This window comes from Chitinophaga sp. 05T412 (assembly GCF_056396465.1).
This window is the reverse complement of record NZ_JBFTLN010000001.1, coordinates 875,135-896,581: the sequence shown is the minus strand read 5'-3', so window position 1 is coordinate 896,581 and position 21,447 is coordinate 875,135. Positions and strand designations below refer to the sequence as shown.

18 protein-coding genes are annotated in these 21,447 nt (G+C 40.5%); 6 read left to right on the top strand and 12 right to left on the bottom strand.

Translation table 11 applies throughout. From position 1 onward, the window contains the following. The first annotated feature begins 590 nt into the window (after nt 1-590). Nucleotides 591-1,529 carry a terpene synthase family protein gene (locus AC1DFM_RS03485; protein WP_477075333.1) on the top strand — a complete coding sequence of 313 codons (939 nt, stop codon included), beginning with the start codon at nt 591-593 and terminating at the stop codon, nt 1,527-1,529. Here AC1DFM_RS03485 and AC1DFM_RS03480 read toward each other — a convergent pair. The 6 genes from AC1DFM_RS03480 to AC1DFM_RS03455 form a co-directional block, all read right to left on the bottom strand. Beyond that, nucleotides 1,519-3,303 (bottom strand): ATP-binding response regulator, encoded by a 1,785-nt coding sequence (locus AC1DFM_RS03480; protein WP_477075332.1) that lies wholly within the window; start codon nt 3,301-3,303, stop codon nt 1,519-1,521. The two genes, AC1DFM_RS03485 and AC1DFM_RS03480, sit on opposite strands and share 11 nt — an antisense overlap. A 209-nt stretch (nt 3,304-3,512) precedes the next feature. After that, nucleotides 3,513-5,237, bottom strand: coding sequence for a DUF6528 family protein (locus tag AC1DFM_RS03475; RefSeq protein WP_477075331.1), 1,725 nt, complete (start codon nt 5,235-5,237; stop codon nt 3,513-3,515). Nucleotides 5,238-5,260: 23 nt separating this feature from the next. Beyond that, nucleotides 5,261-7,003, bottom strand: coding sequence for a RagB/SusD family nutrient uptake outer membrane protein (locus AC1DFM_RS03470; protein ID WP_477075330.1), 1,743 nt, complete (start codon nt 7,001-7,003; stop codon nt 5,261-5,263). An 8-nt stretch (nt 7,004-7,011) separates the two neighbouring features. Next, nucleotides 7,012-10,626, bottom strand: coding sequence for a TonB-dependent receptor (locus tag AC1DFM_RS03465; protein ID WP_477075329.1), 3,615 nt, complete (start codon nt 10,624-10,626; stop codon nt 7,012-7,014). A 129-nt stretch (nt 10,627-10,755) separates the two neighbouring features. Next, nucleotides 10,756-11,874, bottom strand: coding sequence for a FecR family protein (locus tag AC1DFM_RS03460; protein ID WP_477075328.1), 1,119 nt, complete (start codon nt 11,872-11,874; stop codon nt 10,756-10,758). Nucleotides 11,875-11,949: 75 nt separating this feature from the next. Then, on the bottom strand, nt 11,950-12,528 hold the full coding sequence (locus AC1DFM_RS03455) for an RNA polymerase sigma factor (RefSeq protein WP_477075327.1): 579 nt from the start codon (nt 12,526-12,528) through the stop codon (nt 11,950-11,952). Between the two features lie 247 nt (nt 12,529-12,775). Between AC1DFM_RS03455 and AC1DFM_RS03450 the strand changes: the two genes are divergently transcribed. Next, the gene (locus tag AC1DFM_RS03450) at nt 12,776-13,147 is read left to right on the top strand and encodes a VOC family protein (protein WP_477075326.1); all 372 of its coding nucleotides are present in this window, start codon (nt 12,776-12,778) and stop codon (nt 13,145-13,147) included. Between the two features lie 172 nt (nt 13,148-13,319). On the opposite strand, the gene AC1DFM_RS03445 is transcribed toward AC1DFM_RS03450, so the two are convergent. Together AC1DFM_RS03445 and AC1DFM_RS03440 are read right to left on the bottom strand one after the other, a co-directional pair. Continuing rightward, nucleotides 13,320-13,958, bottom strand: a complete 639-nt coding sequence (locus AC1DFM_RS03445; protein WP_477075325.1) for a PDDEXK family nuclease — start codon at nt 13,956-13,958, stop codon at nt 13,320-13,322. After that, nucleotides 13,945-14,214, bottom strand: a complete 270-nt coding sequence (locus AC1DFM_RS03440; RefSeq protein WP_477075324.1) for a helix-turn-helix domain-containing protein — start codon at nt 14,212-14,214, stop codon at nt 13,945-13,947. Before AC1DFM_RS03440 ends, AC1DFM_RS03445 begins: the two co-directional genes overlap by 14 nt. Before the next feature lie 68 nt (nt 14,215-14,282). Between AC1DFM_RS03440 and AC1DFM_RS03435 the strand changes: the two genes are divergently transcribed. Next, on the top strand, nt 14,283-15,545 hold the full coding sequence (locus tag AC1DFM_RS03435; protein WP_477075323.1) for a DNA-methyltransferase: 1,263 nt from the start codon (nt 14,283-14,285) through the stop codon (nt 15,543-15,545). 452 nt (nt 15,546-15,997) lie between these two features. On the opposite strand, the gene AC1DFM_RS03430 is transcribed toward AC1DFM_RS03435, so the two are convergent. Beyond that, nucleotides 15,998-16,528: a YcxB family protein gene (locus tag AC1DFM_RS03430; RefSeq protein WP_477075322.1), complete on the bottom strand. Its 531-nt coding sequence runs from the start codon at nt 16,526-16,528 to the stop codon at nt 15,998-16,000. A gap of 102 nt (nt 16,529-16,630) precedes the next feature. On the opposite strand from AC1DFM_RS03430, the gene AC1DFM_RS03425 reads away from it, so the two are divergent. Next, nucleotides 16,631-16,966, top strand: coding sequence for a hypothetical protein (locus tag AC1DFM_RS03425; protein ID WP_477075321.1), 336 nt, complete (start codon nt 16,631-16,633; stop codon nt 16,964-16,966). A gap of 243 nt (nt 16,967-17,209) precedes the next feature. Here AC1DFM_RS03425 and AC1DFM_RS03420 read toward each other — a convergent pair whose 3' ends face one another. Together AC1DFM_RS03420 and AC1DFM_RS03415 are read right to left on the bottom strand one after the other, a co-directional pair. Next, the gene (locus AC1DFM_RS03420) at nt 17,210-17,431 is read right to left on the bottom strand and encodes a hypothetical protein (RefSeq protein WP_477075320.1); all 222 of its coding nucleotides are present in this window, start codon (nt 17,429-17,431) and stop codon (nt 17,210-17,212) included. A gap of 10 nt (nt 17,432-17,441) precedes the next feature. Then, nucleotides 17,442-17,744 carry a hypothetical protein gene (locus tag AC1DFM_RS03415; protein ID WP_477075319.1) on the bottom strand — a complete coding sequence of 101 codons (303 nt, stop codon included), beginning with the start codon at nt 17,742-17,744 and terminating at the stop codon, nt 17,442-17,444. Between the two features lie 470 nt (nt 17,745-18,214). Here AC1DFM_RS03415 and AC1DFM_RS03410 point away from each other — a divergent pair, with 470 nt between their 5' ends. Together AC1DFM_RS03410 and AC1DFM_RS03405 are read left to right on the top strand one after the other, a co-directional pair. Continuing rightward, a complete protein-coding gene (locus AC1DFM_RS03410; RefSeq protein WP_477075318.1) occupies nt 18,215-18,433 on the top strand; it encodes a helix-turn-helix domain-containing protein in 219 nt (72 codons plus the stop codon). 461 nt (nt 18,434-18,894) lie between these two features. Then, nucleotides 18,895-19,680, top strand: a complete 786-nt coding sequence (locus AC1DFM_RS03405) for a S1 family peptidase (protein WP_477075317.1) — start codon at nt 18,895-18,897, stop codon at nt 19,678-19,680. A 425-nt stretch (nt 19,681-20,105) separates the two neighbouring features. Here the strand turns inward: AC1DFM_RS03405 and AC1DFM_RS03400 are convergent, their stop codons facing one another. Next, nucleotides 20,106-21,407 (bottom strand): DUF6371 domain-containing protein, encoded by a 1,302-nt coding sequence (locus tag AC1DFM_RS03400; RefSeq protein WP_477075316.1) that lies wholly within the window; start codon nt 21,405-21,407, stop codon nt 20,106-20,108. Between the last annotated feature and the right edge of the window lie 40 nt (nt 21,408-21,447).

Sequence of the window (21,447 nt, the reverse complement as noted above, 5' to 3'; positions counted from 1 at the left end):
TATCAAAAAAATGGACCATGCCCATTAGAAACTGGGGCATGATCCTAAATCAGTTTTTAACTATTTTTGATAAAAGAGTGAGAATCTAACTTTTAATTTGATCCCCCGATTTTTAAGTTTACACACTTAGTGAAATAGTCCCTAAAAAAAGCTCCTTTGAATTATAGCGCATGAATAAATCCCATACTACTTATCGTCTTCCTGTTTTACAAGTACATTGTTATAGGAGATTGCCTCTTTGATTTTTTGTAATATTTCTCTTTAGTTTGTACCCTTATTGAATCGCCACATATAAATTTAAGCCCAACAATCTACTCCCCCTCAACTGCAGCAATACTTCACAGATAACCCTTAATATTAAGATATACTGGATAAGTATCAAACTTCACGTTTTATTATCACATATCACAAGTCGGGAGAAATAACAAGTTAAAATAATATGTAATTCTGTTTCTCGAGATAAAAAGTTGTCCGTTTTAGCTATTTTTCAAGGTCCTAAGTACCATAATGCACAACTCATTTTTTTTAAATCTAAAACCACTTTACAATGAAAAATTTCAATGCTAACGCTTTGCGTTACCCTTTCCCTTATGCAACCAACCCTCACGCACCAGCAATGGAAAAAAAAAATAGGTGAGTGGCTACAGGATGATTATTATTTTCTTCCTGAGAAAGTAAAGAAAAAATATCTAATAACCGGTGTGGGATATGCTGGTGGATGTTTGTTCCCAAATGCTAATATAGCACAGCTGAGGGCCATTTGCCGTTTTTGTCTGTGGGCATTTACAATTGATGATTCATTTGAATTTTCAACAGTATCGGAGTTGAAAATCATTTGTCAAAAGGCACTTGCATATCTCCAGGGGGCCAAAGTGAATGCTGACGAACCACTCTACGGTCATCTTCCCTTATTGAGAAAAGAGCTATTGCGCCTTAGCTCTGAAGATTGGTTGACAAGGTTCAATACTAGCCTTGCAGTTTATTTCGACGGGATACAACAGGAAATTCCTTTTAGAAAAAATCTGATCTTCCCAACGTGGGATCAGTTTTTTGAAATCAGGGAAAAGTCCGTGAATGTTTATCCGCTTATAAACATTGCCGAGTTAATAACGGGCACTGTTCTACCAAATAGGATTGCAGAACATCCCTTTTTAAAAGAAATTGAGAAACTAACATGTCGAATACTATCATGGAGTAATGACTATTTTTCTGCGCACATGGAAAAGGGAAAGGATGTGCTAAATATTGTGCTGATGATTGAAAACGAAAAACAATGCACAATGGACGATGCCTATAGAATGGCAATTGATCTTCACAACCAGGATTTAAATCGTTTTTGTGTATTGAAAGATAGTCTTCCTGATTTTGGTTATTATACATCTAATGTGATAGCTTATATCGACAATTTATCATTGATGATACACGGTCATTTGCATTGGCGGCTAACCTTTACCAAGCGTTATGACACACTAACGGCGGGACATCCCTCGACTGAGCTGAAGGGAGGGAAATTATCCATTAACATATAAATTGGCTTATGGCTTTATGTAATTCCGTGAATTTAATGGGTTTTGTCAGGAAATCATTAGCACCGGCGTTTAGCAGCTCTTCTCTTGATTCTTTATAAGCATCACCGGAGGCGAGTATCACCGGAATATTTTGTAAAGACTGGTCATGTCGAATATGAAGCAACGTTTCTTTCCCTGACATACCCGGCATATGTGAATCCAGAATAATTATATCGGGCTTTTCTTCACGGGCTCTTTCTATTCCCTCAATTCCATTTTCCGCCTGGATAAAGTGACTACCCGCATTTGTCAGGTATCTGCTAATAAGAGTGCGGGCCATTTTATCATCATCGATCATTAGTATCTTTTTATCGTTTAGATTACATAATTGGGTATTAGATGTATCTGAATGTTGAATTGTCGAAGGTTCAGCAAACACATTTGGGAAACAAATCTCAAATGTTGTTCCCTTTCCTTGTGCTGTTTTTAAGGTGATAGTTCCGCTCAATAGTTCTATAAGAAATTTAGTAATGTATAGCCCTAAACCTGTCCCCTCTGTGAACCCATTTTTCCCAGTTACAAATGGTTCAAATATAGCCATTTGCTTCTCCTCACTTATGCCTTCTCCGCTATTACTTACTTTAATATATAAACTTGTTCCGCCAGTAAACACCTGTAAGTTTACTGCTGCTTTTTCTGGTGAAAATTTAATTGCATTGGAAAGAAGATTAGAGATGATTTGAGTCAATTTAACTTTATCACTAATCAATGCCGCCCGTTTCGCGGATTCATCGATATTTAGTATTAATTTGACCTCTTTGGACTGTGCAATATATCCATGAATTTGTACTACGCTTTCAATCCAGGGCTTTAAATGAAAAACCACTTTATTTATCTCATTTAATTTTCCTGCTTCGATAGTTGATAACTCCAATACATTATTTACAACATTACGTGCGTGGTAGCTGGCGGCATTTAAACTGATGACCAAATCGGTCATTTCTTTAAAATCCGTCGAACTGATTTTTTCGTCTTTATCAGCAGCTCTTTTAATTATCATTTCTAATAACTGGGAGATTCCGAAAACTGCGTTTAGTGGAGTACGTATTTCATGGCTGGTTTCTCTCAAATAAACACGTTTTGAAAGGTTGGCAAATTCTAAATCCTTCACCGTAGCTTCCAGTTTTTCTGAATATTCTTTTACAGAAAGATAGAGTGAGCGGTTTTCTTTCATATAATATATAGTCAGCAATACACCAAAAACATCAAAGCCAAGTAATACAAATAATGCAAGCCATCTCAAAATGAATTGGTTCTGACGGGATAGCTGTAAAGGTTGAAATATTTGATAATAGAAATTCACTTCCAGTAGTATTAAGGTCAGGCCGATTGCGGCTATCGCAATTGCCAACAACTTTTTTGATCTCAGTATTAGAAAAGACAGACCAAAAATAAAAACGGCGACCAGTGTAATGTTGATTAACTGTCCTAAAATAATACCAAAGTATAACGCAGACACGGTATGCGTCAAAATGAAGAAAAGGTTTGCCGTATTATAGCGCTTGTACTTATTCCACAAAATAACGGAGGAAAAAAGTGCAGCTTCGCACATCGCCGGTATTTCAATTTCCAAACTACGGGTATAAAAATATATTAGTGTACCAATCAAAGACGCAGCTAGCGCTGTGACGAACGATAAAGCGTTGATAATTTTTATGACCTTTTTATTTTCCTCCCGCTCACAGCCTTCGGTTCCGGCCAATACTATGTTTTTTACAATGAGGGCTATATTCATACCGGTTAGTATTAGTGGTTATTAACAGTTGTTAGGGCTACTACAGTCAAGTTACAGAATTCTTTCGGAAGAAGTGTTTATTCAATGTTAACAGATATTATTAATTTATTGTATAATATCGGGTTTGCTGCTAAACCAAACCACCCGTAAAAGAAAACACCCAACCCTGGTTTTACCAAGGTTGGGTGTTTAAAGCTTAAAAAAATGACTTACTGCAACATCACCGTTGCCACTACCGGTAAATGATCCGATTCAGGTGTATTGATAGCGTTATAGCTCAATACACTGAAATCTCCAGGTTTGTACATAAAATAATCAATGCTTCTGGTAGGTGCAGCGGCAGGCCATGTCAGCGGGCAACTACCAATGCAACCTAATGTAAACTTCTCCTTCAGTTTGGCAATAGTAACTGAAGTAGGTATTTCATTAAAATCACCACCCAGGATAAAAGGATAGCTAATACCAGGCAGAATATTATTAATGGCCGTAGCCTGTAACAGGCTATTGCCTGCAGCAGGGCCCAAATGATCCAGATGGGTACCTGCAAAATTAAACATCACACCATTCTTTTCTGTCCGGATAACGGCCATCTGCCTTGGCTCGCCGGTTCCCGCCGGAAGACTATAACGAGTGATCTGATAAATAGGCCATTTAGAAAGAATAGCATCACCATAGGTCCCTCCCTGAAAAGGCATGGCCCGGGAAAAATAATAATACATACCGGTTAAGTCACCCAATTTCAGCGCCTGATTAATAGCACCTGAACGCGTGGTAAAAGAATCTACTTCCTGTAAGCAAACCAGGTCAGGATTCTGTGCTTTGATCACATTGGCGATATTTTGCAAGCCAGTTCCCCCGAGTTGTATGTTATAAGTCATGACTTTAATTTCAGGACTTTGTGGAGCAATCGTGTAATCATAATTCCAGATCCTTACCCGGTAATTAGAAGTGCCCACCAGGTTTTGCCATTGGTGCCACACGCCGTTGCTGGCGCAAAAATCTATATGCGCGCTACGAAGTGGATCGGCTTGTATTAACCTGCCGGAGATCTGGTTTACGCAGGACTTTACGCCACTCCGGAAGGCATAATTTCCAATGGGTGTAAACGCTTTTGTTGTTTTGTTGTAAGTGTAAACGCCTGTATCTGTACATACCCATAATTTATTGCTATCTCCCGCAAAGTCGGTTACATCCTGACCGCCAGCAGTGGGTAAGGTGCTACGCAGAGAAACATCTTCTGTGAGTGTTGGAGCTGCGGCAGTTCCTCCCACTGTCAGGGCCGCCAGTACCGACGTGCCATTGATGCTGCCGGTGACCCGGATCACATTATTCACTGGGTCCCATAATACCGCTGTAGGTGCAGTAATATCGAATTGCACAAAGCCAGTGCTGTTAGCTCCCTGAGAAGAGTTATATACTCTTACCCAGTTACCTCCTTTTGCAGCGACTACAATATTACCATTGGGCAACAGCTCTACACCATGAGGGATAGCGCCTGCGCCAAGATCTAACGCCCATTGCCGGTGGCCGGTGCTCTGGATAGTGATGGTGGCCAGGTTGCCTCCTACAGCCGCCCAGACCCCTCCCCAGGGACTCTGACGGAGTCTTACATCCCGTGGATCGCCCCAGGCAGCTACTTCCGCTGTACTATAAGATTTGGCTACCGTAGGGCTCCAACTCATCTTCCGGGCAGAGTCAACCCAATATGGCTCGTAAATATCATACACATTGATTTTATCATTTGTCACATCCAACGTGGCTACCCAGCTATCTTTAATGGAGGTAAATGCTCCGGAAGGCGACTGCACTTCCAGTGCTTGCTTACCATTCAACGATGCCAGCTGCGCTGTTTTTACCTTTGCGCATGCTAAAACAAATAACAGTATACCGACAAGCCATATGGCTGTCATGCTAAAAGATACTTTGCGTTTCATGATGCTGTTTTAAAGGGGTGAGATTATTTCCAATCGGGTGTTTGTTTCAGATTAGGATTCAATACAATTTCTCCAAGTGGAATGGGCTGATAATATTTCTTGTCAGGGAATTGCTTCGCGATATTTCCCATCCAGATCAAGATACCACTGTTGCCATCAGAAAGCCTGGCAGAGCCACCATTCAGCAAATAGTAATACACGCCGGGTACTTTCACTGCCGGAGCAGCATCTACAAAGGCTACATCTCCCTGCCCATCTTCATTCAGATCCAGTACTTGTCCTTTTGCCGGCACATATAATCCGGTATAAGATTTCTCCAGCAATGCACACGCTTTCCAGCGCAGCAGATCGTCGTAGCGGAAGCCTTCTACCGCCAGTTCAATACCTCTTTCTCTCCTTACTTCCATCAGTACTGCACTGCTTACATCGGGATAGAAATTAGTCTGCATATAAGGATCAACGGCCGTGGGCATGCTATTGTCGGTAATACCTGCTCTTGTTCTTAATGCACCGATGGTGGTGGTCCAATCGGCCGCACTCAAGCTACCTAATTCAGCCTTTGCTTCCGCGTAATTCAGCAGTACTTCTGCATAACGGATAATGGGAATAGAATTATAGTTGGCCACTGGCGACCGGTTATCCAATGCTTTATCATCCAGCGTGAACTTCAGAATACTATACCCGGTACTGGTAAACGCAAAATCAGGCGCCGCTGCAGAACCATCGCTTCTTTTGTAAGGCGCCATCCGTATGGTTTGCGACAAGCGCTTGTCTCTGTTCTTCACTTCAGATTGAAATTCAACGGTATTGTGGTTAGCCTGATCCGTAAAGCGACTGCCATCTGCATTCAGGTAAGTATTCACAAAGCGTTTATCTAAACTTAACTTGTTGCCATAGGTAGCACTGGTGAACCAGTAATTGGCATCATGCCACTTACTCAGGTTATTGTTATATACTGCGGCAAACAATACTTCACTGCTCAACGGATTTTCGCTGATGAACAATGCCCGGTAAGGGGTAGTCCCTCCGGTATTCAAACTATACTTCCCACTCTTTATCAACACGTCGGCAGCGCTAGCGGCAGCATTGAGCCAGGTTTCGGCAGAAGCCACCAGCGGGAGTTCCGTATGATGCTTTCTGAAAGTACCTTCAAACAAACAGATTCTCGATTTTAATGCCAGCGCCACCCATTTTGTAACCTTGCTGCTGGAAGCATCCTTTGTATCGTTGATATTGTCAACAGCATAATTAATATCGGCCAATACAGAATCCATCACCAGTGTTCTCGGGTCTCTTGGCTTATAAAGATCGGGATCTTGTGTATCCATGGCTTTTCCATACCAGGGTACATCTCCAAATCGCTTCACCATATCAAAATAAAACCAGGCGCGGAAAAAACGTGCGATTCCCATATAGTTCGCCCGTATTTGTGGTGCAATAGCCGGGTTGACGTTGTGCTGTATAAAGTAATTTACATTTCTCAGGTTACCCCAACTCCAGCCACTGGCCTGCTGCACCGTAAACTGCGGCGTCAGGTATTGCGGCACACCGGCAGGTACACAGATATCGGACAGCTGATCGCCCTTAAACAACTTGTCGTTCGACGGCAACATATTCTGTAGAAAAGAATTGCAATACAATTCCAGATTTTTTTCTGTAGAAAATGCCTGGTCGGGTGTAAGCTTGTCAAGCGGCGCCTGATCAAGGATCTTTTTACAGGCACCTAACGTAAGCACCACTAATGTATAGATGAATATCTTTTTCATGATCATTGTTAAAAAGTTAAATTGACGCCTACGGTATAGGTTTTCAGCATAGGATAGGAGAAGCCATCTCCTTGTCCCGTGGCCACTTCAGGATCTGATCCTTCTATTACTTCCGGATCAAAATCTTTGGTGATACGATACATCGGCGACCATGTCCAGAGGTTTTGCCCGGTAAAGAAAATCCTGGCATTAGTTAACCCTGCTCTTTTCACCAGTTTTACCGGCAGTGTGTAGCCAAGCGTAAGATCTTTCAAACGGATATAACTGGCATTCTGCAGGTACCGGCTTTGTTGTACCGCCAGCTCCGGTGTACTGCCTATCGATATATAAGTTCTCAATCTTGGGTAATAGCCATTGGGATTGTCCGGCGTCCAGCGGTTCTCATCGATCGCTTTGGGCAGGAATGTATAAGGACGGTTATAAGGCCCCCAGAAATAGCCCGACTCCACGGAAGGCCACCAGTCTCTCTTTCCTATGCCTTGAACAAAAACGCTGAGGGAAAAATTATTCCATTCCACATCACCTGTGAAACCATATGCATAACGGGGTAGGGAATTACCGATTACCGTCACATCGCCAGGATCAGCGAGGGTATTAAGCCCCCTGTCAATTTTCCCATCTCCGTTAATATCCTTGAATTTCACATCTCCCGGTAACCACTTATTCAATATGGATACTTTGATGTAAGATTGGTCCGCATGCTTGGTGATCTCATCTTCTGATTGAAAAAGTCCTTCGGTAACGAATCCATAAATATCACCCCATCGCTGTCCCTTAAAGCTGGAGGATAGTGTGCCGGTAGGATTATAGAACTTAGTGATGTAAGTTTCATTATCAGATAACGTTACCCTCACGCTGTATTTCAATGGCTTGCTCATGTTGATTTGTCCTCTCCATGCCAGGGAAAGTTCCCAGCCCTTGGTCGACAAATCTCCATTGTTCTCTTTCGGAACAGCAGCTCCAAACACAGCAGGCAATGGCGTTCCAGGAAGAATCATGCCGGTGGTTTTGCGATTATACCAATCGAACGACATAGACAAACGCTGTTTCAATAAATCGGCATCCATTCCAAAATCAAGCGTGGTAGCAGTTTCCCAGGTTAAATTCTGTGACACTACACCTGGTTGCTGAATATAACTGGGATAAGCGCCATTTACCAGCACCGTGCCTCTCGACGCGGAGATAGTTTGTAAAAAAGTATAAGGCGCTATATTTCCATTTCCCAGCGAACCATAAGAACCGCGGAACTTCAGGTTGTCCAGCCAGTTTTTGGTGGCTCCCATAAAGCGCTCTTCCGAAATTCTCCAGCCGGCAGACATGGAAGGAAAGAAACCAAATTGTTTGTTGGTCGGAAATTTTGATGAGCCATCGTAACGCCCATCTACTTCTAACAGATATTTACCTTTATAATCATAATTTCCCCGGAAGAAAACACCTGACAACGCAGATGCCTGTCCTCCCCCTGATAACCGGATATTAGTGCCGGTAGCGAGATTGAAATCAGAGAGGTTATCCAGCAACAAGCCATCTCTTGATATATTTACATTGGTGAGTTTATCATATTCCACGTTCCATCCACCTAACAGCTTGATGTGGTGATCACCGAAATGCTGTGTAAAATCAGCATATATATTTCCTACATAATAATTTCTGTTAGCGGTATTGTTAGTGAGATCATTAATACCGGAGGTAATGATAACACCTGGCGCATTACTATATGGAACCGGTATGTATTTATAATTATTTTTCGTGTTAGTATACAGGTAAGAGAAATCTGCTTTGATGTTCAGTTTGTCCTTGATAACACTCGCATTCAGACCAATTGTATTTCTGAGAAAGGTTTGTTGTTCGAGCGAAAAACTTTTCCCATAATAAAAATCACCTACACCGGTGGCTCCCACTCTTGTTAATGTACCATCCGGATTAAACACCGGCGCTATCGGAAATGCGCTGACCGCCAGTAATCGCAGAATAGCATTCTTGCCACCAAAAGAAGTAAGTGGGTACTTATAGCTGTAACTCGAAAAATCCGTGATGGTATTGGCCGACAGCCAATTATTAATTTTGATATCGCCTTTAAAACGCAGATTATAGCGGTTGTATTTATCAGGACTGTAACGATATATTCCATCCTGGCTATAGAAGCGTCCGGAAAGAGAAAAGTTTACTTTGTCGCTGCCACCGGTGATGCTTAGCGCATGTTCCATAGAAGGATTACTCTCTCTATACAACTCGTTTATCCAATCGGTGTTACTGTTGTAATACACATAATTCCCGGCGGCATTTACGTCTACTTTAGGTAGAGATGGATCTTCGGAGCGTCGTTTTATTTCCTCCAGGTAGCTTTGCGAAAACGGATATACGCCGTTGATATCAGTGGGATATACATTGTAATCATTCCATCCGGCAAAGGCTTCGTTGAATGTTTTGGCCCAGGTGTAACTGTCTGTTACAAAATGAGGCCTGACAGTTTGCTTATTCCGGGAGTAGTTAGCGCTGTAATTAAGTTGCACCTTACCTTTCTGGGGATTCTTAGTGGTAATCAGCACTACGCCAAATGCGCCTCTGGCGCCATAGATGGCGGCGGAGGCAGCATCCTTCAATACGGTGACGCTGGCAATATCATTGGGGTTAATATTGTTCACGAGACTGTTATCATTGGCTGGTACGCCATCAATCACAATCAATGCGTCTGCCCCAGTAGAGTTGATGGTGGTAATTCCCCTGATATTGTACGAAGAACTGCGGGTAGGCTTGCCATCAGTCATTTTAATATTCAGGTTAGGAATAACGCCTTGCAATCCTCTTGTGACATTGGGCAAGGGGCGGTCGTCGAAGTATTCACTGCCTACATTATCCACCGCGCCGGTGAGATTTACTTTTTTCTGCGTGCCATAACCTACTACCAATACTTCATTCAGGCCGCTCCGGTTTTCTTTTAAAACGATGATGACATTCGTCCGGTGATCCAGCTTCGTTTCATTCGCTACAAAACCAATATAGGATACCTGTATGATGGCGTCTTCTTCCACATTCTTTAAAATAAATTCTCCGCTACTGTTGGTGATGGTGGCAATGTTGGTACCCTTTATCCTCACGGAGGCGCCTATGGCAGGCTGTCCCTGGCTATCCGTCACCTTTCCGGTAACGGTAATGTTTTGCAGCCGCGTTACCATTTCCGGGTTTCCTGCTTCCGTTTTATCTCCGTCTTTTTCACGAATAACAATGGCTTTTTCGTTGATCGCATAATCCAGGTTTTGTGGCCCTAACAACTGTGCCAGCGCTTCTTTGAGCGGAGTGCCCACCAACTGAATGGTAACAGGTCGCGATTTTCTGATGTCTTGCGACTTATAAAAAACCGTGAAACCGGTTTGTTTGGTGATTTCCGCAAATACTTCTTTTAACGGTGCATTCTTCAGGTGCAGCGTGAGTTCCTGTGCATAGGTGGCCGTGGCCGAAACCCTTAGTAAAAACACCGTCATTGCTATCATGATCAGGTTGATCCGCATCAGTAATTTTCGTTTATTTAGTGAGCTTTCCAGGTCAATAAAAGCGCTTTGGACGCTACGCAATAGCCTGGTACTCTTCCCATGGGGAAAAGACAGGAGTGTAAAAAATTTCATAGATTTGATTGTTGGTTCTAAAAAGGTTTTACGAGACTAATGATGGATCACATTCTGCCGGGAGTGTTGGTAGCACTTCCGGTTTCTTTTTTTCTAATAGAAAAAAGTATCCTGATAAATGATATGTTTTTATTTGGTGACGATAATTTTTCTTCCTTCAATCTTAAAGTGAATTCCGCCAGTTAGTTCAAGTGTCTTTAATACACCCGATACATTAGCAAACCGGGAAAAGCTTCCTCCATAAGGTTCCTGTTTGTTTACGCCTTCATAAATTACTTCCACATCATACCAGCGTGCTACCTTTCGCATGATGCTTTCTAATGGTTCGTCGTTGAAAATAAACAGGCCGTTTTTCCAGGCAATGGCATCTGCTGTATTTACAGTTTCCACTACTAATTTGTCGTTAATACGACTCACTTCCTGGCCTGGTTTTATTTGGTTAGAAAGTGATGTATTCGGGATGGATACTTTAACGCTGCCTGCCAGCAGGGTAGTTTTAGCCACTGGCTCATCTGCGTAGGCAGAAACATTAAAATTGGTACCCAGCACTTCAATTTTTTGTTGTGGTGTTTCCACGCGGAAAGGCAAGGCGCTGTTGGATGCTACTTCGAAATAGGCTTCACCTGTTAGTTCTACGCGTCGTTCTTTTAAAGCCGTGAAACTGCCGGGGTATTTAAGAGAGGAGGCTGCATTAAGCCACACGTTGGTGCCATCCGGCAAATGCACCTGGTATTGGCCGCCACTTGGAGTGCTGATCGTGTAAATACTGCTGCCTGCGGCATCGGCCACTTTTGTACCATCGCTGTAGGTAAGATCGTTTGCCTGAATAATAATGCCCGATTTACTGTTGCTCAGGGGAATCGTTTGACCATTGGCCAGTGTCAGCATAGCTCTGTTGCCGCCCGGCCGAATATCCTGCTCCACGTGTTGCGCCAGCGGTTTGCTACTTTGCCTTTTAGTGATTAAAAGAACGCTGATGCCGACAATTAAAAGAATAGAAGCTGCCACCGCAAGTTTAGCCCATAAGCGGGTAGCTGGTATTGGGAGGATTTTGGGAGATGGATACTGATCTATCTGCTGGTCAATCTTCGCTTTCATATCGGCCCATAGCTCCTGGGAGGAATCATCCGCATAATCAGGGCGCAGGTCAAATGCATGATAGTAAGCGGCAAGAAATTCCATTTCTTCCGGAGTAGCCGTTCCTGCTCTGTATTTCTTCAACAGCTTATTGAATGGCGCCTTTTTCATTGACAAGGGTATATGCGTTTAATATCAGGAGACAGCAATCCCGATTTTGCCCAGTCCAATGAAAAAAAAGTTTGACTATTTTCCGGTAAGCCAGAAAATGACCTGTACCAGCAGAAAGGTGGCTTTTAAATGTGCCAGGGCACGGCCTAAATGATTTCTGACAGTTTTGGGGGAGATATTTAATTTTATGGCTATTTCTTCTGGTGTAAGCTGGTCGTCGTAGCGTAAACGATAGATAATCCGTTGTTGTTCGGGTAATTTATCTACCAATGCCTGGTATTTGGTCTGTAGTTCCTTGTATAATACATCTGCATCCGCGGATTGGCTGTTGCCCTTCAATTCGGATAACAGATCTGGTATTGGCACAAACCTGCGCTGTTTTTCCATCAGACGGAATACGTTATTCCTGATGGAGATGTAAAAGTATCCCGGCAAGTTATGAATCTCGGTCCGGGACCCGTTGGTCCATAAAGCAATAAAAACGTCCTGGGTCACATCCTTTGCCTGATCCACACTCCCCAGCCTTTTATAAACCTCGTTAAAAACATCTGCTTTGTATTTTTCATATAAAGTATCAAAAGCAGACCTCATTCCTTCCCGCAGTTGTGCAAGAAGGAATGTATCCTCGGCGCTATGTGCTTTCTTACTTAACATTTAATGCCTGGCTGAATTTAATAAAAATAACAGCATGAAGGTAGTGGTCGTGGTTCACTGTCTTTCTAAGCGACAATAGTAATAAATATTTGCTTTCGTGGTATGTCCGGCGTGTTACTTCTCTATTAAGTGATGACGCGTGTAAATGATGTTGGTATCTTACCTGATTGAAACTATTTGATGAAAATTACAATAAATAAATCATATAGGAAGTTGTATCATAGCGGTGTAATCGAACAGCATCATTATGACAGTAAAGCTTGAAACAATCATCGCAGTAAAGAATATTTCTAAAAGTTCGCGATTCTATCAGCAATTGTTAGGTTGTAAAAGTGGGCATGGTGGAGAAACTTTTGAAATACTAACCAGTGAAAACGAGGTTGTTCTTTGTTTGCACAAATGGGGTGATCATCAGCATCCAACCATGCTACATCCTGAAAAAGAACCAGGCAACGGAGTGATACTTTTCTTTAGAGTAGCCGATCTGGATAAGGTTTGGGAAAACGCGAAAAAACTCAAAGCGAATATTGAGCAGGAAATTCATTACAATGAAAATTCTCTTAAAAATCAGTTTATATTAAGGGATTGGGATGGTTACTATATAATTATTTCAGCGTAAAGGAATGCGGTAAAATACTCATTAGGGGCGGTTTAGTAACCGGTTTGTCTGTGTATCTTTTCTATATATGATTATTGGGGACCCTGGAAATTACTATGTGTTTTAAAATTGCCATGTTAAGCTGCCTGTGAGCTTAACATGGTTGATCTCTTCTCAGCATAATTGTTGGCATTTATCGACCCTGAGATTTCAACGAGCGCCTTTTTGCCTTAGTCTTTTTTTTCTTAGCATTTCCATCCTTGCCTTTCGGAATAAGAGGTGCATCCATGGAAAGGTCATCATAATCGACAGAGATCACCCCAATAAGGCCATTCGCAATATTTACGGCACGATACAAATGGAAATAAGGGGCGATTTCCTCATAGTTGCCTATGCGATCGGTCAGATGTTGGCTTAAGTTTCGAACAGGTATAATCAAGATTCCACCGATCAGTTGATTTTGGATAATGCCAAGCGCAATCTTATTTAGTGCTCTGTGTGAGGAGGAGATATTACCAGTTTCCCATTCCACTGCAAAAAGACCTTGTGATGTCTGTTTGATAGCGTCAATAGGGCCTGGATTCATTCCACGCACTAAGCTCAATTTTTCTTCGGCTAACCATCCTTTTGATTCCAGATGATAGATAAAGTTATTTTTGATGGGATTAACTCCGTTTTCATGTTTTTTGGAGGGGCGAATAACAAATAGTTTATCATCGTTCCAGGTGACAGCTCGTATAGCGGAAAATAATTCATCCTTAATGGTAGCAAATTCTGGTGACTCGGCGAAGTCTCCCATGTTGGCAAAATATTCGATATCAACTATTTTCATATCTCTCTTCCAGCTTTTTTATAATATCAGAGGGGCTTATATTAAGTGATTTTGCCAATTTGAATAGCGTAGAAATAGTAGGTTGCCTTTCCCCTCTCTCAATCAATGAAATGAAAGTTCTATCCAGGTCGCTGTCATAAGCCAGACTTTCTTGGGATAGGCCTTTTTCTGTTCGAAGTTCTTTGAGGATGACACCAAAAAATTTTTCTAAATGTTCGGGCATATGGTAAAACTCTACTTTTTTAACCTTTTTCATTGACGACTATAGTCTTCAGTGAAAAAAACGCTACATTTGACAGATAGTAAAAATGTTGGGGATTATATATGATGAGTTCAGGAAGATTTTTTTCAGCTCTTGGAGTCGACTCCTCTCGGAAGGGCGTGTTAGCGGAATTTGCAAAGAAGGTTAAAATTCCTTCTTCAACTCTTGATTTTTATAATAGTAATAATATTTTACCAAGTAAGTCAGAACTACAGAGAATAAGTACGGTTGCAGGAATTTCACCTTTGGAGCTTCAGCTTGCCATGGGAATTGTTGATCAGCACGTATTGGAATATCTTTCCAAAAATTATAAGGAAATCGCCAAAGGGATAAGTCATGAAGAAAAAGTGATTTCTTCGGCTTCTGGCCATGAGGAAGTCTTTCGTTCAACTCTTGGTACCTTATTCAAGGGTGATTGCTTGTCTTTATTACAAGCGACTGCGGACGAAAGCTTTGATTTAATTTTTGCGGACCCTCCATTTAATCTTAATAAATTTTATCTCTCAGAGATTAGCGATGATTTGTCTCCAACAGATTATTTAAATTGGTGTGAGGCATGGTTAGAAGAATGTGTTAGGGTTTTGAAGCCAGGAGGAGCTTTGTTTTTATGGAACCTTCCTAAGTGGAATAGTTACCTTTCTTCCTATTTAAACAAGCGATTAACATTTAGACATTGGATTGCTACAGATATCAAGTATACATTGCCTATACAAGGCAAATTATATCCATCACATTATTCATTGCTGTATTATACTAAGGGAGAAAAGGCTAAAAGTTTTCATCCTGATAGGCTACCAATGTTGATTTGTAAGAATTGCTTTAAAGAGATGAAGGATTACGGAGGATACAAAAATAAGATGAATCCCAAGGGGATTAATATTAGTGATATCTGGGATGATATTCCTCCTGTAAGGCATGCAAAGCATAAAAGAAGAGAGGAAGCTAATGAGCTTTCTGTTAAACTGCTCGATAGAATTATAGAATTGGCTTCAGAGCCAGGTGATGTTATTTTTGATCCTTTTGGAGGATCAGGTACAACCTACGTTGTTGCCGAAATTAAACAACGAAAATGGGTGGGAGTAGAGTTAGGCCCGATTGATTCCATTATATCAAGATTTGAGAATATTAAAGAGGACGCAGCGCTTTTAAGTAATTACAGAGGAGGCTATAATTTTCTATTTAGTGAAGAAGTAAAGAGAAAGAGGAAAGAACGAGGCCTCTGGACTGACGATACGTTCAAAAATATTGAAGAGCCTTTAGTGCTGAATTTTTCTTTAGAAAATGATTCACAAAAGAAGTCAGCGAAAAAAACGGTGGATCATTAAAAAGCAATTTCGTTTTATGATGAATTCATTTTGAATGTATCATAAAATCCCCCAACAGAGATGGAGACCTTTTATGATTGACATGATATATGTGTCAGGAAGATTTAGAACGAGGGGCGCTCTTGACCATATATCAAAGCAATGTTTTAATACATTGCGTTGTTTGTAAGCCCAATAAATTCGAATGAAATTCCATTTATTTATTACCGAAATGTCCTTTAAAGTGGCCCCTTCGGTACGTTTTCCGAAATTTTTTATGGAAGATTTAAAGAGGCTTGCAAGCATGGTTGTTTAATAAATAGCCTGCCTGCGATCTTTTCTGTATATGATCATTTGTGAACCTGAAAATTGTGTAGTGTGTTAAAGCCATCATGTAAAGTGCCAGGCAGCTTGACTTGGTTGATTACCTGGCTTCCTTCGGCCGTGTTCCATTCCAAATACATGGTCGCCTTCTATTTTGATTCTAGTATAAGATTACCCTCTACAAATTCTCTGAATCTCTCAGCGTCACCACTTGAAGTAAACATTCTTTTTTGGATGACATGAATGTTCTGGATTTTATTTTCTGTTACATAAAAAACAAAAAATGATCTTGTTTCCTTTAAAGTCTGGATATCACGCCAGGGTATAGCAGCCACCTGGCCGCTACTAGTTCTTTCCATTCCCCAATGTGTAAATTGAAAAGTGTTTCCTTGAATTATATGAGGCTTAAACTTGACAATAAAGACACAAGCCAGAAAAGAGAACACGAAGAAAAATGCGGATAGGAAGACCGGGGCCATCAAAGAAGGCAGAAAAGCTATGAAATCTGGTTTTTCATTCTCACCAGGAGCCAATAAGCCCATCAGACCACTCAGTAAGCCCAGGATTGTCAAAAAGATAAAAAGTCGTTTAATGATTTTTGTTCGGGGGAGCAGGTATAGCGTAAATCTGAAATACTCATTCAAACTAAGGTCCTGATTTACAGAATAATTGTCTTGCATAGGGAATGATGTGTTCAATAATTAAGGCAGTAAAATTATGGAAAAACATTAAGATCATTCAGCGAAATGCGGTAGACAACAATTAACTTTTAAATTAAATCTATGAGTGTATCCAAAGGTAATCAATACTACGCCAACAAGGATATTCATGGCCGGGAAAGGAAATTTGTGACCGCTGAAGAGTTGAAGCTAAAATACTTCCAGTCATATGATCAAAGTCAAACTTATAAAAGTAAATATGTCAGATATAGACAAAAGGATTTTAGGGTTGCCGGTAAACAGCTAAATAATAAAGGTATTGACCAGGCACTAACGTCCAAAATTCTAAATCAACTTTTGACGCCCTTTGCAAATTGTATGCAAATAAAAAAAGGGTTTCAGCGTAAATCTGCTGAAACCCTTTACTGTTTTGTGACCCCCCTGGGGCTAGTTTTTTGAATCATAATCAATTGATTTTTATTTTGTTATAAATATTGGGGTACACATAGGGGTACACCAGAATTGTTTTATTGACTTGTGTGTAATTTAAAAAACTTATTGTTTGGTGCTACATTTCCTACACATGCTACATTTAAACCTTAGCAAACCTTAACAATTCTTAACATGTAGATTCCTTTTTTATGGACTCCGAAAACTCTGATAAAGTAAGCCCCGACTAGAATAGTCGGGGCTGTAAATAGTTTAAAAACTTAGATCATCATTATTTTTAGGCTTAAATAGCCATTTTTCCCATAATAACCGATCAACTTGTTGGTTGGTATTATGTAATTTATCTCGCAACAAGAGAAGTGTGTTCTGGAGACTTTTAATCTCTTTCTGCTGTGCGCTATATTTTCGTCTCAGTAAGATATGTTTATCTTTTAAATCACTATAGGCGTGAGAGAGTTGTTCCTGCTCATTCATTGCAGCATTTTTATTTTTTCCCCGATGACCGGAATTTATTCATGTGTAATCCAATGCCGGGGTATAATTCGTCAAAGATTTGGATGATTTTTTCTTTTTCTGCGTTGCTAATAGCTCCCTTCAGATTTGGGCTATTACCGGATTCTGTTTTTTCATGATAGCGCATTTTACGGTAGAAGGTTGGTACACTCCAATTACATTCTTTACAAATCCTTATGCGTAGTTCAGTTGGGAAGCCTACAGTAATGCTGTGCATTTCCTGCAGAATATTCATGTTTGGTAATGCTAGTTTTTTGGGAAATTGATTTGCCATATATGATTTTTTGGATGACTGGGTTGTTTTTCCGATTAGCTATGCACATAAAGAGGAGGGCTTTCATGCAAGCATGTAGCCAGGTATCCTGTTAGTTTATTAGACTTGGGAATGTAGGAACCGTGTTTGAGAGCATAAAAAAAGCGCGGTACTCACATTGTAGCCTGACAGGTACCCGCAAAGGACCATAGACCAACAACGCGAGCCCATACGCTATATCGTACGAGCTTCGCAGTTGTCTTGTGGTCTGTGTGAAATTTTGCGGGTTTCGTCAGGTCCAAGACTTTTTTGCGATGCGAAAATTATATTTATGAAGATCGCTAAACTACAATATTTGCATAAACTTTATTATTCTGAGAGCTAATATAGTGAATTTAATAATCAAAAATATACTATAGTGTATATATTATAGTGGTTGCTGTATTGTGCATATGTTATTGTGTATAATAAATATATGTTTGCTTTTAAGGATGAAAGCAAAAGACAAAATATTATTAGATTTTGGTGAGAGATTACAAAAACTGCGTGAAGCGAAGAACTTAACGCAAATGGATCTTGCTGTCCAAATTGATACATACCCTAATTACATTTCTCGACTTGAAAACGGAAAGTCAGAGCCGGGATTGATTATTATTAAATCATTGGCTCAAGCACTTAGCGTTACCGTTTCAGAACTAGTTGGTAGTTAATGATCGTCAACTATTGCAAAATAGGAGGACTGCTATTCCGTTAATAAATCAGGATATAGAGATTTTAATTTCTCCGTAATAGGTTGTACAAATTTAACGTTACCATCCCACTCAGAATCAGGGAAAATATTGAATCCGATTCCTGTTTTCGATACATCTTTTATAATGGTGATAAAGCAAGGAATTAGCAGGCAGTATACCCACCATCTGTATTCGCCATCTTCAAAAGCGTAGTGCACCCTACATGGATATGTTTTTCCGTTATGATTAAATGACATATTAAATTGAGTCATATAGCGTAAATGATAATATGAATGTCGCGAATGTTGTATCTATAGTACCTTTAATGGCCATAATGGGTACTATGAAGAGAAATAATAATAATGAGGACCAAACAATCGCTAAATCAATCATCGAACCAACCATTGGTGCAGCCGTCAGCTCCACTCACCCCATTATGTATGAAAATTTTTTACGCCGTAGTACTTTGTATTGTACAAATAACAACATTTGCACAATCTAGGATATTGAATGCACGTCTTGTTTATTCAACGGTTCGTATTGAAAACATAATGGTTAACAATATAACGATGATAGGTACAGGATTTTTCTATCTGGCAAATATTAATGGCACCGAGCGCTTGACTATTGTAACCAATAAACATGTAATAAGCGACTCAAAGATTTGTCATTTTAGGATTACAGAGTCAGATGGCAACAATAATCCAACACAAAATTATTTAGATTTGGCTTTGGCTAATGCTCATTGGTACCTGCACCCATCTGAAGATATAGCTGTTTTAATAGTTGATACTAGAATTAACGAACAATTTAAACGATTTGGTAAGAATCCGCCACTCATCGCTTGCCTATCCAATGGCGCTACAGTAATAAACAATGAATCAGATAAAATTCAGCCATGGCAACAGGTTTATATGGTTGGTTATCCTGAGGGCATGTTAGATGAAAAAAATAATATCCCTATCTCAAGAACGGGAATTGTTTCCACCCCTTATAAGATGGACTTTTCAGGAAGAAAAGCCTTTCTTGTAGATATTCCTGTTTTCCATGGTTGCAGTGGATCTCCAATTATCATAGAGGACGGAGATAGAGGTGTAAAGCTACTCGGTATAGCAACAGAAACTATAATTGGCAGGGATAAAATACCACTTGGTTTGGCAGTTGCTATTAAATCAGAGCTGCTGTACGAAATGGAAAAGATTATTAGTGACATAGAAAAGCCTTGATTATACAACCCTGTTTTATTTCTCTTTGACCTTTTAAGATGTAAGGCAACCAATTTAGTGTCATAAAATGTCATATCATTTGACGTAAACATAGTTTTTGTAGGGGTCTGTTCGCGCGTGTATATGTCGAAATACTCATCGTAAATCTTGCCAATCATATTTTCGAAAGGCGTTAATGATCCCGCTGTGAATCTCTTTATAGCCCTCCCTATCTTGGTATCGTGTGAACGTTGCAACCCCAATACCGGCAAACCTAAAGAAGTCTTTTCGTTTATATCGGGCATACCTACTCTTATAAGCCTGGCATTGATCACACCATTGGAAGTAGGCAATAGCTTTTAGCCTAAGCGCTTCCGGGGTAGTGAATTTCCTTTTTCTGCCATGTACGGCCCTTTTCATCCAGTACTGATTGCCTATAGGTGCGCTCATCTCTTTAAACTTAGTTTTTGCAAAAGGCATTCTTCCCCGTTTAGCTGTCCCGGTGTAAAGACATTACCTATACACGCATATATGACCGCGGAAATATCATCGTTAATCTTGGCTGTTTCTCCTGCAGCATCAAACAATATATTGCAAAAGTCAGCATTGGTCAACCTGAAAGTTCCGATAGTATGGTTATTAAATTGAGCCCCCAGATATGAAAGTGTTACTAGTTGCGCTATTTCAAAGCTCTCAGTGTCAATTGTGATTATATATTTATCACTATGATCGTTAAAAATCTGTGGCCTTTCCCGTTGAAACAGTTTGTAATCAAATTGGGTGAGATAGTCCCGGATATCTAAACCCTGCATTTTATCACCAGCTGTTGTGTTCCTTTCCAATAGATCAGACACAGTAAAAGCCGCGATAGGGGATAGTTCTTTGGCTTTTTTACTCCATAGCTCGTAGGCCCTGCCATCCTTTGATATATCGGGGAAAAGATAGACTCGCCGACCTGATAAAACCTGAGATCTGTTGAATGTTAAATAAGAAAGGCTACCGGCTGCCAACCATATAAAATCAGGCAGGTAAACACTGGCCACTATAGCAGTGGCGGGGGCCTCTACAATTGCTACGGGTTTAACGGAATCCTGCTTTAGTAAATGTTCACCATAAAAGCAACTGGCATAGTTGCCTCCTTGATTAAGATAAGCCGTAAGCCATTCTGGTAATGTTTCCTGCCTTGTTTCGTGGTTGTATTTGATAATGCTATGTATCCAGCTGGTACAGGATTTTCTTTCATTATCGGCAGTCGTGTATTTTGTGGTATGCCCTGTTTCATCAAATAATTTTATCTGACCGGCCCTGATGCCGCCGTTAATGTCGATAAACCAAAAGAGGCAGGCACCCGGCCACCGGCTATTAGAACTGCCTATTAGATAGGTCTTAATAAGATTTTCAGCAATTTTCATCCCAAAGCATCTAATGAGGTATTGCACGAAAAGGTTGTTAGTGTATCCCAGTCTGCTTTGCTTTAATATTTCATACGGAATATAGACAGCTGGTTTAATAAGAGGGAATTGCCGGGGTTGAACAATAGCATTGCCTTTCTCATTATGTGGCTGTATAATTTTATTGTCAGGCTTATAGAAATATCCGCAGTTTATTTCCCGATCACACCGGCCGTATTCAGCCGGTAAGTATTCTTTTGTACTGGAATCTATGAAGCGGACAAAAGATTTCTTGCCGCATTCAGGACAGATATGTTTTTTGCTTCCCTTCTCCAAAATGTACCTATACTCACTCATAAAAATATTACGGTGTTAAGCTACATTTCCTACATAAATA

Bases quoted from the DNA above. Each gene is read 5' to 3' on its own strand.
- AC1DFM_RS03475 (WP_477075331.1), bottom strand. From the start codon at position 5,237: ATGAAACGCAAAGTATCTTTTAGCATGACAGCCATATGGCTTGTCGGT.
- AC1DFM_RS03445 (WP_477075325.1), bottom strand. From the start codon at position 13,958: ATGAAAATAGTTGATATCGAATATTTTGCCAACATGGGAGACTTCGCC.
- AC1DFM_RS03485 (WP_477075333.1), top strand. From the start codon at position 591: ATGCAACCAACCCTCACGCACCAGCAATGGAAAAAAAAAATAGGTGAG.
- AC1DFM_RS03415 (WP_477075319.1), bottom strand. From the start codon at position 17,744: ATGGCAAATCAATTTCCCAAAAAACTAGCATTACCAAACATGAATATT.
- AC1DFM_RS03450 (WP_477075326.1), top strand. From the start codon at position 12,776: ATGACAGTAAAGCTTGAAACAATCATCGCAGTAAAGAATATTTCTAAA.
- AC1DFM_RS03420 (WP_477075320.1), bottom strand. From the start codon at position 17,431: ATGAATGAGCAGGAACAACTCTCTCACGCCTATAGTGATTTAAAAGAT.
- AC1DFM_RS03435 (WP_477075323.1), top strand. From the start codon at position 14,283: ATGATGAGTTCAGGAAGATTTTTTTCAGCTCTTGGAGTCGACTCCTCT.
- AC1DFM_RS03455 (WP_477075327.1), bottom strand. From the start codon at position 12,528: ATGTTAAGTAAGAAAGCACATAGCGCCGAGGATACATTCCTTCTTGCA.
- AC1DFM_RS03400 (WP_477075316.1), bottom strand. From the start codon at position 21,407: ATGAGTGAGTATAGGTACATTTTGGAGAAGGGAAGCAAAAAACATATC.
- AC1DFM_RS03440 (WP_477075324.1), bottom strand. From the start codon at position 14,214: ATGAAAAAGGTTAAAAAAGTAGAGTTTTACCATATGCCCGAACATTTA.
- AC1DFM_RS03465 (WP_477075329.1), bottom strand. From the start codon at position 10,626: ATGAAATTTTTTACACTCCTGTCTTTTCCCCATGGGAAGAGTACCAGG.
- AC1DFM_RS03405 (WP_477075317.1), top strand. From the start codon at position 18,895: ATGAAAATTTTTTACGCCGTAGTACTTTGTATTGTACAAATAACAACA.
- AC1DFM_RS03425 (WP_477075321.1), top strand. From the start codon at position 16,631: ATGAGTGTATCCAAAGGTAATCAATACTACGCCAACAAGGATATTCAT.
- AC1DFM_RS03460 (WP_477075328.1), bottom strand. From the start codon at position 11,874: ATGAAAAAGGCGCCATTCAATAAGCTGTTGAAGAAATACAGAGCAGGA.
- AC1DFM_RS03410 (WP_477075318.1), top strand. From the start codon at position 18,215: ATGAAAGCAAAAGACAAAATATTATTAGATTTTGGTGAGAGATTACAA.
- AC1DFM_RS03430 (WP_477075322.1), bottom strand. From the start codon at position 16,528: ATGCAAGACAATTATTCTGTAAATCAGGACCTTAGTTTGAATGAGTAT.
- AC1DFM_RS03480 (WP_477075332.1), bottom strand. From the start codon at position 3,303: ATGAATATAGCCCTCATTGTAAAAAACATAGTATTGGCCGGAACCGAA.
- AC1DFM_RS03470 (WP_477075330.1), bottom strand. From the start codon at position 7,003: ATGAAAAAGATATTCATCTATACATTAGTGGTGCTTACGTTAGGTGCC.